The sequence below is a fragment of the Gemmatimonadaceae bacterium genome (assembly GCA_036504815.1).
Classification (GTDB): Bacteria; Gemmatimonadota; Gemmatimonadetes; order Gemmatimonadales; family Gemmatimonadaceae; genus PNKL01.
Genome location: DASXUN010000028.1, coordinates 1 through 15367 on the forward strand (window position 1 = coordinate 1; position 15367 = coordinate 15367).

Annotated in this window: 13 protein-coding genes; all 13 read right to left on the reverse strand. The window is 68.9% G+C overall.

Annotated elements, in window-relative coordinates; all coding sequences use genetic code 11:
• Positions 1-112 precede the first annotated feature (112 nt).
• Positions 113-1369 carry an imidazolonepropionase gene (hutI, locus tag VGJ96_13590; protein HEY3288146.1) on the reverse strand — a complete coding sequence of 419 codons (1257 nt, stop codon included), beginning with the start codon at positions 1367-1369 and terminating at the stop codon, positions 113-115.
• A 180-nt stretch (positions 1370-1549) separates the two neighbouring features.
• On the reverse strand, positions 1550-2518 hold the full coding sequence (locus tag VGJ96_13595) for a radical SAM protein (GenBank protein ID HEY3288147.1): 969 nt from the start codon (positions 2516-2518) through the stop codon (positions 1550-1552).
• Positions 2519-2683: 165 nt separating this feature from the next.
• Positions 2684-4339 carry a urocanate hydratase gene (hutU, locus tag VGJ96_13600; protein ID HEY3288148.1) on the reverse strand — a complete coding sequence of 552 codons (1656 nt, stop codon included), beginning with the start codon at positions 4337-4339 and terminating at the stop codon, positions 2684-2686.
• Entirely contained in the window at positions 4339-5868 is a 1530-nt protein-coding gene (gene hutH, locus VGJ96_13605; GenBank protein HEY3288149.1) for a histidine ammonia-lyase, read from the reverse strand. Before hutH ends, hutU begins: the two co-directional genes overlap by 1 nt.
• Positions 5865-8849 (reverse strand): putative LPS assembly protein LptD, encoded by a 2985-nt coding sequence (locus VGJ96_13610; GenBank protein HEY3288150.1) that lies wholly within the window; start codon positions 8847-8849, stop codon positions 5865-5867. Before VGJ96_13610 ends, hutH begins: the two co-directional genes overlap by 4 nt.
• Positions 8849-9616, reverse strand: a complete 768-nt coding sequence (gene tatC, locus VGJ96_13615; protein ID HEY3288151.1) for a twin-arginine translocase subunit TatC — start codon at positions 9614-9616, stop codon at positions 8849-8851. Before tatC ends, VGJ96_13610 begins: the two co-directional genes overlap by 1 nt.
• A 52-nt stretch (positions 9617-9668) precedes the next feature.
• Positions 9669-10490 (reverse strand): tol-pal system protein YbgF, encoded by an 822-nt coding sequence (gene ybgF, locus VGJ96_13620; protein ID HEY3288152.1) that lies wholly within the window; start codon positions 10488-10490, stop codon positions 9669-9671.
• The gene (pal, locus tag VGJ96_13625; GenBank protein HEY3288153.1) at positions 10487-11104 is read right to left on the reverse strand and encodes a peptidoglycan-associated lipoprotein Pal; all 618 of its coding nucleotides are present in this window, start codon (positions 11102-11104) and stop codon (positions 10487-10489) included. The genes ybgF and pal overlap by 4 nt, the downstream gene beginning before the upstream one ends.
• A gap of 34 nt (positions 11105-11138) precedes the next feature.
• On the reverse strand, positions 11139-12440 hold the full coding sequence (locus VGJ96_13630) for a hypothetical protein (protein ID HEY3288154.1): 1302 nt from the start codon (positions 12438-12440) through the stop codon (positions 11139-11141).
• Positions 12437-13132 (reverse strand): TonB C-terminal domain-containing protein, encoded by a 696-nt coding sequence (locus tag VGJ96_13635; GenBank protein ID HEY3288155.1) that lies wholly within the window; start codon positions 13130-13132, stop codon positions 12437-12439. Before VGJ96_13635 ends, VGJ96_13630 begins: the two co-directional genes overlap by 4 nt.
• Positions 13129-13545 (reverse strand): biopolymer transporter ExbD, encoded by a 417-nt coding sequence (locus VGJ96_13640; GenBank protein ID HEY3288156.1) that lies wholly within the window; start codon positions 13543-13545, stop codon positions 13129-13131. Before VGJ96_13640 ends, VGJ96_13635 begins: the two co-directional genes overlap by 4 nt.
• A 1-nt stretch (position 13546) precedes the next feature.
• A complete protein-coding gene (locus VGJ96_13645; GenBank protein ID HEY3288157.1) occupies positions 13547-14236 on the reverse strand; it encodes a MotA/TolQ/ExbB proton channel family protein in 690 nt (229 codons plus the stop codon).
• A gap of 139 nt (positions 14237-14375) precedes the next feature.
• Positions 14376-15329: an NAD-dependent epimerase/dehydratase family protein gene (locus VGJ96_13650; GenBank protein HEY3288158.1), complete on the reverse strand. Its 954-nt coding sequence runs from the start codon at positions 15327-15329 to the stop codon at positions 14376-14378.
• Positions 15330-15367 lie beyond the last annotated feature (38 nt).

A 15367-nucleotide genomic window follows, 5' to 3' on the forward strand; every position in this document is an offset into this window, starting at 1 on the left:
CGCGGGGGGGGGAGAAGTCGATGCGCTATCTGGTAAGCGAGCGGCCTCCCTCCTCGTTCCGACTCTCCTCACCCGTCCCTTCGCCTCTACCCCCTCCCCGTTCCGCGAGGTCTTACGTCTTTCCGTGCGCCTGCGCGCCCCTCACCCAGCTCGCGTGGCAGCGGTGATCCCCGTACCAGTACGGCAGCTCCCGCACGTCCTCGATGTCGAATAGCGCGAGATCGGCGGCGAATCCCGGCGCCAGCTGCCCGGTGTCGGCCGCGAGACCGACGGCGGCTGCGCCATTGACGGTCGCGGCCAGGATGGCCTCGCTGACGCTCATGCGCAGCTGGCTGACCGCGAGGGCGAGAACGAGCGGGAAGTTGACCGTGGGCGAGGTGCCCGGATTGAAGTCCGAGGCCAGCGCCACCCGGGCACCGGCGTCGATGAGCGTGCGGGCGGGGGCCTGCCGGGGCCGGCCGAGGAACAGCATCGTTCCCGGCAAGAGCGTCGCGACGGTGCCGGACGCGGCCAGCGCCGCGATGCCCCCATCGGAGACGGCGGCCAGGTGATCGGCGCTCGTCGCGCCAATTTCGGCGGCCAGCTCCGCGGCGCCGGCCGTCTCGAGTTCATCGGCATGGAGCTTCAGCTGCAACCCGTGCTGCCGTGCCGCGCCAAGGATGTGGCGCGCCTCGTCGGTGGTGTAGACGCCGGGTTCGCAGAAGATGTCGGCGAAGTCGGCCAGGCGTTCGGTGGCAACGCGCGGCAGCATCTCGTCGACGATGAGTGCGACGTACTCCGCGCGCGTGCGCGGCGCGGCGCGGTACTCGAGGGGGATCTCGTGTGCGCCGAGGAAGGTGGGGACGAGGCGAATGGGGAGGGCGCGCTGCAGGCGACGGATCACCCGCAGCGACTTCAACTCATCCTCGACGGTCAGGCCATACCCCGACTTCACCTCGAGCGTGGTCGTTCCGTGCGCCATCAGGCGCTGGAGGCGCGGGAGGGCGAGCGCCAGCAGGTCATCCTCCGAGCGCGCGCGCAGGTCGCGCACGGAACTGTGGATTCCCCCGCCCCGCCGCGCGATTTCCATGTACCCGACGCCGGCGGCGCGCAGCTCCTGCTCCTCGTGGCGCGGCTTGCCGAAGATGCCGTGGGTGTGCGAGTCGACGAGCCCCGGCATCAGCACGCGCCCACCGCAGTCGACGACCTGTGCCTGGGGATGCGCCGCGCACACCGTTTCGCGCGGTCCCACTGCGACGATGCGCTCGCCCTCGACGACGAGGGCGGCGCCGGTGAGCACCTCCATGCCCTGCATCTCGGCCCCGCGACGGGCGCGCGGAGGACCGGCGCAGGTCACGACCTGAGACGCGTTGTCGAAGAGGACGGACATCGGGGTGATTTAGGATTGGGAATTCGGATTGGGATTCAGGATTTCGAATGCTGATTGCGATTGGCGATTGGCGATTGGGCGGCAACGGGGACGGACGTGCAGGACCGCGTGATTCCAACGACGCTCCACGCGCGCTTGAAACTACGCCCGGCCGTGGCCATCTCGCGAGATGGCTGGACGCTACGCCAGCAGGTCCTGAAAGCGGGAGAGCGTCAGCGGGGCCTGCGCCTCGCCGCGGCAGGCGTAGTAGCAGGCGTTGCAGGCGATGGGGGCGTACCCGTCGTACTCGCGCCAGTGCTTGTCGGCCGGGAAGTCGGGACAGCGGCGCACGAGTCCTTGCGGGTTGATGTGAATGGTCGTCTCGCCCGACCGGCACGGCTCCGGCATCTCGTTGCGCAGGTATCGCGGCAGCTGCTGCAGGTACCAGTCGGAGTTGGTGACGACGCCGCGGTGCTTTTGCTTGAAGGCAAGCAGGTCGTGCACGAGCGCCTGCACCCGCGCATGCTGCTCGGCGCGGATCAGGTGCGCCGTATCGCCATTCTTCATGTCGGTGTAGACCGACAGGTTGACGCCTGCGCCCACCGCGTGCGCCCGTTGCACGATGGGGAGGATGTCGTCGAGATTGTCGTCGCGAATGACGGTGTTGAAGCGCACCGCCATGCCGCGGCCGCGCATCTCGGGAACGAGCGCGAGAATCTTCGCGGCAAGGCCGGGGATGCCGCGCTGCGCGTCGTGGCGCTCGTCGAGATAGTCGAGCGAGATGTTGAACTGGTCGAGCCCGGCGTCCCACAACCGCTGCGCGCGCTCCACCGACAGCATGCCGCCGTGCGTGAGCACCGTCATGTAGCAGTAGGGCACGGCCTGCGCGACCTCGGCGACGATCTCCTCGAGATCACGCCGGAGGGTCGGTTCACCGCCGGTGAAGGTGATCATCATCGGGTCGAAGGCGCGTGCGGCCTCGACAAACGAGGCCAGCTCGTTCGCCTTGTCCGAGGCCGGCGTCTTCCAGTAATCGCACCCGCCGCAGGCCGCGTTGCAGCGCATCGTCACCTCGAAATTCACGAGGACCGGACGCCGCGCCAGCCGCAGCCGCGCGTACTTGATGGCGAAGGGGATTAAATGCCAGGGTTTGTAGTTGGGGCTGAGCATTGCCTAAAGCTAAACAGCGACGGAACGGGGAGGGGGTAGAGGCTAAGCGAGGGGCGAGGAGATGTGGAACGAGGAAGGAGGTCACTGGCGCGCCAATGACCTCCCTCCCTCGTTCCGACTCTCCAACCTCCTCGCCGAGCCTCTACCCCCTCCCCGTTCCGCTCATCATAGCATCGGGATCGTGATGCCCTTCGCCTTTGCCGTTTCCCGCGCGATCTCGTATCCCGCATCTGCATGCCGGGCGACGCCGATGCCGGGGTCGTTGGTGAGCACGCGCTCGAGGCGCAGGCGCATCTCGGGGGTGCCGTCGGCGACGATGACCTGGCCGGCGTGCAGCGAGTTGCCGATTCCCACGCCGCCGCCGTGGTGGAACGAGACCCACGTCGCCCCGCTGGCCACGTTGAGCAGCGCGTTGAGGATCGCCCAGTCGGCCACGGCATCGGTGCCGTCCTTCATCCCCTCGGTCTCCCGGAAGGGCGACGCCACCGAGCCGGTGTCGAGGTGATCGCGGCCGATGACGATGGGCGCCGAGAGTTCGCCCTTGGCAACGAGATCGTTGAGCGCGACGCCGAACTTCGCGCGCTCCCCCTGCCCCAGCCAGCAGATGCGCGCCGGCAGTCCCTGGAAATGGATGCGCTGCTGCGCCATCGTGATCCAGCGCTTCAGGTGCGCGTCGTGCGGGAAGAGGGAGAGGACGAGTTCGTCGGTGCGCGCGATGTCGGCCGGGTCGCCCGACAGCGCGGCCCAGCGGAAGGGCCCCTTCCCTTCGCAGAAGAGCGGGCGGATGTACTCGGGGACGAAGCCGGGAATCTCGAACGCGTCCTTGAGGCCGGCGTCGAACGCGACCGTGCGGATGTTGTTGCCGTAGTCGAAGGCGATGGCGCCGCGGTCCTGCATGGCCCGCATCGCGCGGACGTGCTCGACGGCGCTCGCGGTGGACCACCGCACGTACTCGGCGGGATCGGTCGCGCGCATGGCCGCGGCGGAGGCGAGCGTCATCCCCGCGGGGACGTAGCCATTGAGCATGTCGTGCGCGCTCGTCTGGTCGGTGACGACATCGGGGATGATGCCGCGTCGCACGAGTTCCGGGAGCACCTCGGCGGCGTTGCCCACCAGGCCGACGGAGAGGCCGCGCTTCTCGCCCTGCGCGCCGCGAATCCAGGCCAGCGCCTCGTCGAGGGTGCGCGTCATCTTGTCGCAGTAGCCGGTGGCCAGCCGCTTCTCGATGCGCGCGGGGTCCACCTCGACGCCCAGGAAGGCCGCGTCGTTCATCGTTGCGGCGAGCGGCTGGGCGCCGCCCATCCCGCCCAGCCCGGCCGTGAGCACGAACTTGCCGGCCAGCGACCCGTCGAAGTGCTTGCGCGCCAGCGAGCCGAAGGTCTCGTACGTCCCCTGCACGATGCCCTGCGACCCGATGTAGATCCACGAGCCCGCCGTCATCTGCCCGTACATCATCAGGCCCTTCCGCTCGAGCTCGCGGAAGTGGTCCCAGGTGGCGAAGCGCCCCACGAGATTGCTGTTGGCGATGAGGACGCGCGGCGCATGGGCGTGGGTGCGGAAGACGGCGACCGGCTTGCCGCTCTGCACGAGCAGCGTCTCGTCGCCCTCGAGGTCGCGCAGCGCGCGCACGATGGCCTCGAAGCACGCCCAGTTGCGCGCGGCCTTGCCGGTGCCCCCGTAGACGACCAGGTCGCCCGGACGCTCGGCCACGTCGGGGTCGAGATTGTTCATCAGCATCCGCAGGGCGGCTTCCTGCGGCCAGCCCTTGCAGGAAATGGTCGCGCCGCGCGGCGCGCGCACTTCGTGAGCGGTGGCGGTCATCAGCGTGTCCCCTCCGCGACGGCGAACTCGCGCCGCGAGATCGCGTCGGCGATGGCGAAGATGTCGGGCGAAAGCATGCGGTCGTCGCCCAGCGGGGCGACGACGCGGCGCACGGCGTCGTGGGCGCGCTCCACCGGCGCGCTGCTGCGCAGCGGCCGGCGACAGTCGAGTCCCTGGGCCGCGCACATCAGCTCGATGGCCAGGACGTTGCGGACGTTGCCGACGATGCGGCGCAGCTTCCACGCGGCGCCCATTGCCATCGGCACCACATCCTCCTTGCTGCCATCGGTGGGGATGGTGTCGACGCTGGCCGGATGCGCGAGCACCTTGCATTCGCTGGCGAGCGACGCGGCCGTCACCTGCGCCATCATGAAGCCGCTGTTGAGGCCGGCGTTGGCCGAGAGGAAGGGCGGCAGTCCCTCGTTGAGGTCGGGGTGCACCAGGCGGTCGATGCGGCGCTCGGCCATCACCGCGAGATTGGTCATCGCGATGGCGAGCACATCGAGCGCCATCGCGACGGCCTGGCCGTGAAAATTGCCGCCGCTCAGCATCTCGCCGTTGTCGAAGACCAGCGGGTTGTCGGTGGCCGCGTTGAGTTCGCGCCCAATGAGCCCTTCGGCAAAGCGAATGGCGTCGAGCACCGGGCCGTGCACCTGGGGCATGCACCGCAGCGCGTACGCGTCCTGCACGCGCGGATCGCCGTCGCGATGCGACTCGCGCAACGGGCTCCCATCGAGCAGCGCGCGGAGGAGCGCCGCGCTGTCGCGCTGGCCATCCTGGCCGCGGGCGTCGTGGATGCGGGCATCGAACGCCGTCGGCGTCCCCTTCAGCGCTTCCAGCGTCATGGCGCCGGCGGTGTGCGCCGTCTCCCAGAGCGTTCGCGCTTCGGCGACGGCCAGCGCGGCCACCCCGGTGTGCGCCTGCGTCCCGTTGATCAGCGTGATCCCTTCTTTCGGGGCGAGGACGAGGGGGAGGAGTTCCGCGGTCCGCAGCGCGACGTCGGCGGGCAACCGCTGGCCGCCGGCCGTGTGCAGCTCTCCCTCACCGATCAGCGTCACAGCGAGTTCGGCGAGCGGCGAGAGGTCGCCGCTGGCACCCACCGATCCCTGCTCGTGCACCACCGGCCAGAGTCCGGCGTTGAGCATGGCGCAGACGAGATCGGGGACGTCGGGGCGCGCGCCGGAGAATCCCTTGGCCATCACGTTCGCGCGCAGGAGCATCATCGCGCGCACTTCCTGCTCGCAGAGTTCCGGCCCCACGCCTGCCACGTGGCTGCGCACCAGGTTCACCTGCAGCTGCGCGAGCTTGTCGGCCGGGATGTGCACGTCGGAGAGCTTGCCGAAGCCGGTCGTGACGCCGTAGACGACGTCGTTGCGCGCGACGATGCCGGCCACCACATCGCGGGTGGCCTGCATGCGTTGGCGCGCCGCGTCGGCAAGAGCCACCGGACGGCGGCGGATGGCGACGTCGAGGACGTCGGCCACGGTGAGCGAGGCGCCGTCGAGCGCGAGCGGAACGGTGTGGGTCATGGTATGGGCACGAGCGACTGCCGGTAACTGGCGCGGTCGTAGTTGAATTTGAGGTCGGGCTCGGCCTTCAGCGCCACGAAGAACGTGAACGAGAAGTTGCCGTTGGGCGCCTGCGTGAAGCCGAACATCGCGCGCCAATCGTGCAGGTCGCGCTGCAGCGTCACCTGGTGGCTGGCGAACTCGTGACGCACCGCATCGTAGCTGGTGCTCCACTGCACCGCCCACTTGGGGGTGAGGTCAAAGCTGGTGCGCCAGTTGACGCTCGTCTGCGGCGGGACGCGGAAGTACGAGCCGCCGGCCGTCGTGGACGAGAACTGCGTGTAGTCCACCGGCGGCGCCGCGAGCGCGTTGCGCACGCAGACGTCATACTGGATGGGATTGGTCTTGAGCGCCTCGCACTGCACGGTGGGATCGTACTCCACCACGCGGCCGTTCCCGCCCGGCGGTCGCTGGCGATTGGCGCTGAGGCTGATGCTCGCCTCGAAGCCGCGCCCGACCGGGACCGCCGCGAGTTGCTGCCGCATGCCGGAGCCGGCGATCTGCTGGCCGCTCCCCATCATCTGGCCCGCCCCGTAGCCGCCCTGGATGTCACCGATGCGCGACGACGTGTCGGCCCGCGCCTCGCCGGAGCCGCCAAAGAAGTGCGCCAGCCAGCGCACGACCGCCGTCTTGCGGCTCAACTGCAGCGACGCTGAGACGGATTCGCGGAACGGGCTGAAGCGCGCGGTGTCGCTGAGAACCGAGCCCTCGAAGAGCGAGTAGCCCATGTCGAACGAGAATCCGGGGAGCAGCTCCGAGTTCAGGTTGAAGTTCATCCGGTCGGTGGCGAAGCCGCTGCGTCCGGTCGTGCGGGCCCGCTCGAAGTCGTACGTCAGCGGCGACATGCCGATGGAGAGGAGCTTCACTTTCTTCCCCTCAGCGGCCGAGCTCGTGTCGTTCGCGGCTTTCTTCAGTTTCGCCTCGAACGACTGGTTCAACCCGAGGGTCAGGCGGTTCTGCGCCAGCGCGCCCAGATAATCAGCGCGGCTCTTGCCGAGCGCGAGCAGGAACTGGTCGCTCACGCTGGCCGCGGGGGAGAAGGACCAGCCGAGCGTCGGATTGATCGAGTGCCGGAAGGTCTGCACCGGACCGATGCCCCAGCGCGAACGTCCGAAGAAGGTGGGCCCGACCGAGAGTCCCCACGACAGGCGCTTGCTCTGCGAGACGAAGTTGTTCCCCGTGCGCTCCGACCGGACCCAGAATCCGGCCGGGTCCACGTTGTCCATCGAGACGCTGGGGACGAGGTTGAACGAGCCCTGGAAGAACGTCGGCAGCGTGATGGCCGTTCTCCAGTCGAGCGTCGTGAGGTAGGTGCGGCTGTAGACGCGCGTCTCGCGGCGGCTGGTGTCCGACGGATTCACGATCAGGCGGACTTCGGGAAAGTCGTTCATCCGGTCGCTGTAGCTGAAGGCCAGCGGCAGGTTGAACGAGCCGATCTTGAACGGACTGTTGAACGAGGCCGTCGTGTTCGCCGTGGAGCGGTCGAACTTCGCCGAGTCGAGCACGCCGGCGCGCAGGAAGTAGCGGTACTTGAAGTCGCCCTGTGCGTCGAGGTGCTGGCTGCTGGACGACGACAGGTTGGCGCCCGGCGTCCACTCGACGAAGCGGCCCAGGCGGATCGCCTTGGACGAAAGGTTGATGCTGGGAAAGTCCTGGTCGACCTGCTGGCGCCCCGGGTACTGGCGGCGGGTGCCGCCGATCGAGACGGCCAGCGGGCCCATCGACTTGGAGTAGTTGAGCATCGAGCTGATCGTCGCCAGCGCGCTCATCGCGTTGAGCGCGGTCTGCCGCTGCACCGTGGTGCTGGTGACGTAGTTCAGGTTGGCGGTCACGCGCGAGGTCTGCGAGAAGTCCTGCGAGTGATTCCACGAGAACTGCGTATTGGACTGCCCCGTGCTGAGCGTGTGCCGCGAGACGGCGAAGGTCCCGCGGACGAAGCGGTTGCGCCAGTTGTACTGGAACTGCGAGTTGAGCCGCAGCCAGCCGGGGTCGGCCAGGCTGGCGCGCGCCGACGACCGCCAGTCGAACGAGATGGACAGGTCGGTGTAGTCGCTGAGCGCGAAGTAGTACCCGACGTTCTCGATGTTGCGGCGATAGGTCGGGCTGTTTCGCACCAGCTCGGCGAAACCGAATCGCGGCGTCAAAATGCCGCTGCGGCGTCCGGAGCGAATGTCCTGGAAGACAAACGGCAGCCAGAAGACCGGGACGTCTCCCAAGTACAGGACGGCGGGGCGCGCCACCATCATGCTCTTGCGAATCATCTTGATCTGTGACGCCTGGAAGTGGTAATGCGGGAGCGAGTCCTCGCAGCTCGTGATCGACCCGTCGCGGCCGTACGTGGACTCATCGGTCGTCGAGTCGCCCGCGAAGCCGCCGACGTGCGCCGAGACGACCCAGCGCTCGCCGCTCTGCTCGACCGTGCGGATGTTGGTGCCGATGCCCTGCTTGTTGGTGATGTCGTAGGTCGTCCGCCCGCTCGCGTTGATGTCGTCGCGCCCGGCCTCGCGCACGACGATGGCCGGGCCGAGGGCGATGGCCTTGTTCGTCGAATCGCTGTAGCGGATGGTGTCGGCCGCGATGATCGTCGGCTCGCGCTCGACGACGGCGCGCTCGGTGGGAAGGCCGATCAGGGTGATGGTGCGATCGCCGGCCTGGAAGTGCACGAAGTCGGCCTGATAGCGGACGAGCGCAAAGCCCTTGCGGGCCATCAGCGCTGCGGCCACGGAGTCAGGGGCCATCCAGTGCACCAGCGCCGTGTCCTTGGCCGTGCTGTCGGCGCCGGGCCGCGCCTGCCGCGGCTGCGTGGCGCGCGGCTGGGTCGTGCGCGGCTGACCCGGGCGCGGCTGCGTGGGACGGGCCCCGGGAAGCTGTGCCGCCGCCCCCGGCGCGATGACGAGGGCGAGCACGCCCAGCCCCGCGAGCGCGCGCCAGCGCGAGCGCATCAGCCGCCGGAGGCGGGCGCGATGCGTTCCGCCTCCTCCTCGCGGCGAGCCTTCGCCTGCCTGGCCCGGTAGACGAACCACGACAGCACGATGCTCAGCTCGTACAGTCCGTAGAGCGGAATGAAAAGCATCAGCGTCGAGATGATCAGGTCGCCCGGCGTGATGATCGCCGAGAGAATCAGCATCCCGACGAACGAGTGCCGGCGGAACTTGGCCAGCGTGCGCGGCGTGACGAGGCCGAGCGCGGTGATGACCACGATCAGGATGGGCAGCTCGAAGACCGCGCCGAACGCGAGCGTCAGCGTCACCGCGAACGAGAAGTACTCCTGCGCCGAGATCATCTGCTTCAGCGACGACGAGGCGATCCCCTTCAGCAGTTCGAGCGTGATGGGCAGCACCCACAGCACGGACAGCGTGCAGCCGATGAGGAACAGTCCGACCGCGCCGATGAGCACGGGGACGACGATCCGCTTCTCGTGCGGATGCAGCGCCGGCGACAGGAAGGCCCAGACCTGGTAGACGATGACGGGCGCGGCGAGCACCACGCCCAGGCCGAACGCCACCTGCATCAGGATCGTGAACGACTCGGCCGGGTGCGTGTAGATCAGCTGCCCGCCGTCGAGGAAGTCGCGCGCGGGATAGGCGAGGACGCTGATGAAGTCGAACTGGTAGACGACGGTGAAGGCGACCGCGAACGAGACCAGCAGCGCGATGCCGCTCCAGATCAGGCGCCAGCGCAGTTCCTCGAGATGATCGAGGAACGGCATCTCCGCCTGTGGGTCGTGCTGTTGGTCCGCCGCGGCCACGCCCGCCCCCGCGCTACTTCAGGTCCCGCAGCAGGGCCGCCGCGAGGGTCGCCGCCTCGGACTTGGGATACTTGTCGATCACCTGCTGCAACAGCGTGCGCGCCTGGCGTGTCTGCCCCGCCACCTTGAGCGCGACGGCGCGCTTGTAGATGGCGACCGGCGCGCGCTCCGACGCCGGATACTTCTCGGCGACCAGCGCGAAGACCGAATCGGCCTCCACCGCGCTCCCCGCGGAGGCGTACGCCTCCGCAATCCAGTACTGCGCCTCGGGGGCGAGGTCGGACGTGGGATACTGGGTGAGCAGGTCGCTGAACGCCGCGCGGGCCGCCGAGGTCGCGCCGCGCGCGAGCTGCTGCCGACCGAGGTCCATCAGCTGGTACGGTCCGGGCGACGGCGCATTGGGGACGGCGGCGGGTGCGGCGGTCGGCGGAGCGCCTGGCGCCGCGGCGGGCGGCACCGGCTGCGCGGTCTCCGCCGCCCGGGCCTCGAGCTGGGCACGCAGCGACTCCACCTGCTTGCGGCTCTGCCCCGTGAGTTCCTGCACCGTCAGCAGCTGCTCCTGCACCGAGCGCATCGACATCGAGACATCGCCCTGGAAGCGTTGCAGCGTGCCGTTCGCGACGCGCAGTGAATCGGCGACGTTGGTAAGCGACTGGATGATGCGGCGCAACTGCACGGCGCGCGCCGTGTCGGCCGAGGCGGCCTGTGCGGCGGCGAGCTGCAGGCGGGCGATGTCACCCTGGAGGATGCGCACATCGCCCCGGGTGGCAAAGCACGCCCCGGCCGTCAGGATGACGGCCGGAGCAATCAGGACGCGAGCGATACGACGAATCACTTGTTGGGAAGCTTGAAGGGGTTGGCGCCGGCGATGATCTCGAACTCATCGCGGCGATTCTTGGCCCACGCCTCTTCGTTGTCCTGCGCCACGGCGGGACGCTCCTCGCCGAAGCTCACGACGTCAATGCGATCGGCGGCGATGCCGCGGGCGATGAGGTACTGCTTCACCTCGGCGGCGCGGCGCTGGCCGAGCGCGAGGTTGTACTCATCCGACCCGCGGTTGTCCGTGTGTCCGGCCACGCGAATGCGCATGTCGGGGTTGGCCTGGAAGACCGGGATCTTGGCCTCGAGCGTCGCCTTCTGGTCGTCGCGAATGTCCGACTTGTCGTAGTCGAAGTAGACCGGCACCGCGAAGGCCACCTTGGCGGCGGCGATGTCGGCGGCGAGCTTCGCGGCGGCCGCCTTGCGGGCGGCTTCCTCGGCGGCGGCGCGGCGTGCCGCTTCGGCGGCATCGCGCTTCGCCTTCTCGGCGGCATCCGCCGAATCCTGGTTGAACGGCTTCACGACGGGCGCCGGCGTCGGGACCACGACTGGCTTCTTCTTGCAGGCAGTCGTGGTCACAGCCGAGATCGCGACAGCGACGAGGGCGAGCGAACGAATACGAGCGTGCATGACTGGGTCTCCGGTGGGGGTACTTCGAATGCGACTACGGTTGTTCCATGCGGGGCGACCAGGCCGCCTGCCGGGCCACACCAGCGCCTCGCGTCAGCTGCCGCGTGCGTCCCGATTCGGTGTCCAGCACCCACAGTTGCTTCGAGCCGCCACGAGTGGACGTGAACACCAGATGCCGGGCATCGGGGGCCCACGACGGATTCTCGTTGCGCGCATCGCCGGTGAGCTGCTTGATGCGCCGGTCCCGCATGTTGATCACCATCACCTGCAGATTCGGTCCTTCCTGCGATGTGAACGCCACGGCGCGGCCGTCGGGCGACCAGTCCGGATCGGAGCGATACGGCCGATCACCGCTGGGGGATTCCGTCAGCAACTCCGCGTTCGTTCCATCTGCATCGGTAATATACACTTCGGGATGGCCGAGGCGACCCGAGATATATGCGATCTTGCGGCCGTCCGGACTGAACGAGGGCGACGACGTCGGCGTGCCGCGTCCGAAGGTCACCCGGCGGGGCTGCTCCCCTCCGCCGAAGGCCGAGACGGCATACAGGTCGGTGCCATCGTCACCGGCCGAACAGACCACCGTGCCGCCATCCGGCGAGAAGGTGGGCGTGAAGCTGGAGCCGCCCAGCCGCGGCATGCGGCGCGCCTGTCCGTTCTGCACATCGCGCACGACGACGCTCAGCCCGTCATCGGCCATCGCCGTGTAGGCGATGTAGCGGCCGGTCGGGTGCCAGGCCGGAGAGAGGGCCGTGCCGCCCACGCCGAGGGGCGAGAGGTTCGCGCCATCCGAATCCACCATCCAGAGCCGCTGGTCGCGTACGAAGACGATGCGGGTGGCCGCGACGCCGCGCACCGAGGTGATCCAGCGCTCGACTTCATCGCTCGCCCGGTGCAGCGTCATCCTCCACGCCGGCGAGAGCGAGGCCGCGCCGCGGAAGGCGAAGTCGCCGACGTTCAGCACCCGCTTGGCCGCCACATCGTGCACGGCCACGTGCAGCGAACCCTCTCGTGTCACCGACGCCTGCACGATGGCCGAGGCGCCGAGCTTCGCGAAGAGCTCGTAGTTGAACCGCCCCGAGGGGGGCGGACCGGCGTCGGCGCTGATGACGGTCAGCCGGTCGCCGAAATCGAGGTCGCGCGCGAGGATGGCGCGCACGGAATCCCCCGCCTCACCGCCCACGGCGGTGACAAAGACGCCTGGGCGCGTGCTCGGATCGTACGTCAGGCCGACACGGACTCCGGTGGGAATCGTGTCCTGCCCGAAGACGGTGACGGGGCACAGGCACAGCAGGGCGGCGAACAGCGGGAGTGGACGGCGGCTCAGAAGCATCAACGCAGGGTCTTCGGGTCAAAGCGGAAGATGACAGGGAGCACGTCATCCATGAACTGCGTGGGGAGCGGGCCCCAGGCCTTCGCGGCGGCGGCGGCTTCAACCGCCCCCTGGCATTCGAGGTCGAACGAGTAGGACCCGCTCTTCTGCAGGAAGCGGAAGCCCGCCATCGAGCCGTCCCGCCGGATGAAGAAGAAGACTTCGGCCGTGCGCATCGACTTGTCCGTCGGTGCGAAGTTCAGCCGCACCTGGCGCACGATGTTCTGGAGATACCCCGGAAACGGGAAGTCGATCCCCTCGGTGCGGATGTTGGCGACATCGGCCCCCGCGCCGCCCACCGCGCCGCCACCGGCGCGGGGCGCGCTGGCGCCGGCTTTGCTCTTGGGCACGGGCGTCGCCTTCGTCGCCGTCTTCGCGTTCGCGGCCGCGGGCTTCTTGAGCGGCACGGCGTCCGGCGTCGGCTTCGGCGGCGTCTTGGCCTTCGTGGCCGCATCAGCCGGCGCATCGGTCACCGTCCCGATCGCGGGCGGACCCGCGGGGGCGGCGATCAGCTCGACCTTGTACATCGGCGGAAGATTGACCTTCCCCTCGGCGCGCGACGCGAGAACGAGCGCCGCCGCAACCAGCACGTGCAACGCCGCCGACGCGACGAGCGGCGCCGCAATGCCCGTCGGGCGCGCCTGCGCGCGAATCACGGCTGTACGGACTCCGGTTCCGTGACGAGGCCGACGTTGACGATGCCGGCCTTCTGGATGGTGGCGAGCACCTGCGCCACGACGCCGTACGGCGCACCCTGATCGGCGCGCACGTAGACGCCTTCGCGCCCGGCCTTGGACGAGAGCATCTTGAACGTCGACTTGAACTCGGGCAGGGACATGCCCGTCTCGTCCACGTAGACGCGGCCGTTGGCGGCGACGCTGACGACGACCCCGCCCTTGGGCTCCAGGGACCGCGACTCGGTCTTCGGCAGGCGCACGTCCACGCCGCCCTGCATCAGCGGCGCCGTCATCATGAAGATGACGAGCAGGAGCATCATCACGTCGATGAGCGAGACGACGTTGATGTCCGCGTTCAGCGGCGTCCGGTCCCCGTGCGTGCGGCGGCGCACGCTAGACCCGGCCCTCGCGGGCCATCAGGGCGATGACTTCGGAACCGAAGCCCTCGAGCTCGCCATCGAACCGGTTGAGGCGCGCGGCGAAGATGTTGTACGCGAAGGTCGCCGGAATGGCGACGGCGAGCGCCGCGGCCGTGGCGATGAGCGCTTCGGCGACACCCGGCGCGACGGCGCCAAGATTGCCCGACCCCTTGATGGCGACACCCAGGAACGCGTCGATGACGCCGAGCACGGTGCCGAGGAGGCCGATCAGCGGGCTCGCCGAACCAATGACCGCGAGCGACGGAATGAAGCGGCCGAGCGCGTCACGCTCGGTGGTCACTTCGGCGTCGAGCAGCAGGCGCATGGCCTCCACCTGCGACTCGCGCAGCGCCTTGGTGTTCCCCTCGGCGTCGCGCAGCGCCGTGTCCTGCAGGAAGTTCACGGCGCGCGCGAAGACGCGATTGAAGGGCGACGCCGGCGCCTTGCGGGCCACGGCAACCGCCTGCTCGAGCCTGGTCGCGCGGGCGAACTCGCGCAGGAAGGCCTGCGAGGCCTTCGTCATCCGGCGGAACTCGAACCACTTCGCCAGCATGATGCCCCAGCTGTACAGCGACAACAGCAGGAGCAGCGCCAGCACGATCTTCGTCGCCAGGACGGAGTTGACGATGAGTTCGAGGGGGGTGGTTGGGATGGCGGAGTTCATGACTGCGGATTGAGGATATGGAATCCGGACGACGATTCAGGATATGGATTTTGGACTTCGATTCGTGATAGCGATTCAGGATTTCGATTCGCGATTGTACTCGCACGCCACCGTCATCTTGCCACCCACGCCGACCGCGCTATCCGCGGCGGGCGGCGAAATACTCGAACGTCTCCTTCAGTCCCGCTTCCAGCGTGCGCTGCGGTCTCCAACCGAGCTGGCGCTGCACCTTACCGATACTGACGGCGGACCGCACCTGTTCCCCGGGACGCGCGGGAGCGAACTCGAGCGCGGCGCTGCGCCCGCTGACGGCGAGCAGCGTGTTGGCGAGCGTGACCACATCGGTCTCGACCCCGGTCCCGATGTTCATGGCGCGGCTGTCGAGCCGGCCGACGGCAGGGAGCGGCGCCGTGGCGATGGCGGCGTTGGCGGCGGCGACATCCTTTACGTGCACGTAGTCGCGCGTCTGCCGGCCGTCGCCGAAAATGGTGAGCGGCTTCCCCTCGAGCAGGCGGTTGCAGAAGATCGCGACGACGCCCGCCTCGCCGTGCGGATCCTGCCGCGGTCCGTACACGTTGGCGTAGCGCAGCACCGCCCCTTCGAGGCCGTGGATGCGGCCGTAGTACGCGAGGTAATGCTCGACGGCGAGCTTCGCGATGCCGTAGGGCGAGTCGGGATCCTTCGCGAACTCCTCGACGTTGGGCGGCGTGACGAAATCGCCGTAGATCGCCCCACCGGTTGAGGCGAAGACGAAGCGCGGACGGCTGGTCGCCGCGCGCACCGCCTCGAGCAGGTTCAGCGCGCCGAGAACGTTGATGGAGGCATCGTGGACCGGATCGTTGACGCTCTTGCGCACGTCAATCTGCGCGGCCTGGTGCAGCACGACGTCGAAGCCGCCTTCGCGCAGCAGGCGCGCCGCGTCGGCGCTGCGCACGTCGAGTTGCACGAATTCGGCCGCGGCCGGCACGTTCTCGCGCCGGCCGGACGACAGGTCATCGAGGACGACGACGTGGAAGCCGCGGTCGAGCAGGGCGTCGGCGATGTGCGAGCCGATGAACCCCGCGCCGCCAGTGACGAGCGCGCGTGAAGTCATGCGTGAAAACTAACCCGCCGAGCGCGGCGACGCCGCGC

Bases quoted from the DNA above. Each gene is read 5' to 3' on its own strand.
- hutI (HEY3288146.1), bottom strand. From the start codon at position 1,369: ATGTCCGTCCTCTTCGACAACGCGTCTCAGGTCGTGACCTGCGCCGGT.
- VGJ96_13595 (HEY3288147.1), bottom strand. From the start codon at position 2,518: ATGCTCAGCCCCAACTACAAACCCTGGCATTTAATCCCCTTCGCCATC.
- hutU (HEY3288148.1), bottom strand. From the start codon at position 4,339: ATGACCGCCACCGCTCACGAAGTGCGCGCGCCGCGCGGCGCGACCATT.
- hutH (HEY3288149.1), bottom strand. From the start codon at position 5,868: ATGACCCACACCGTTCCGCTCGCGCTCGACGGCGCCTCGCTCACCGTG.
- VGJ96_13610 (HEY3288150.1), bottom strand. From the start codon at position 8,849: ATGCGCTCGCGCTGGCGCGCGCTCGCGGGGCTGGGCGTGCTCGCCCTC.
- tatC (HEY3288151.1), bottom strand. From the start codon at position 9,616: ATGCCGTTCCTCGATCATCTCGAGGAACTGCGCTGGCGCCTGATCTGG.
- pal (HEY3288153.1), bottom strand. From the start codon at position 11,104: ATGCACGCTCGTATTCGTTCGCTCGCCCTCGTCGCTGTCGCGATCTCG.
- VGJ96_13645 (HEY3288157.1), bottom strand. From the start codon at position 14,236: ATGAACTCCGCCATCCCAACCACCCCCCTCGAACTCATCGTCAACTCC.
- VGJ96_13650 (HEY3288158.1), bottom strand. From the start codon at position 15,329: ATGACTTCACGCGCGCTCGTCACTGGCGGCGCGGGGTTCATCGGCTCG.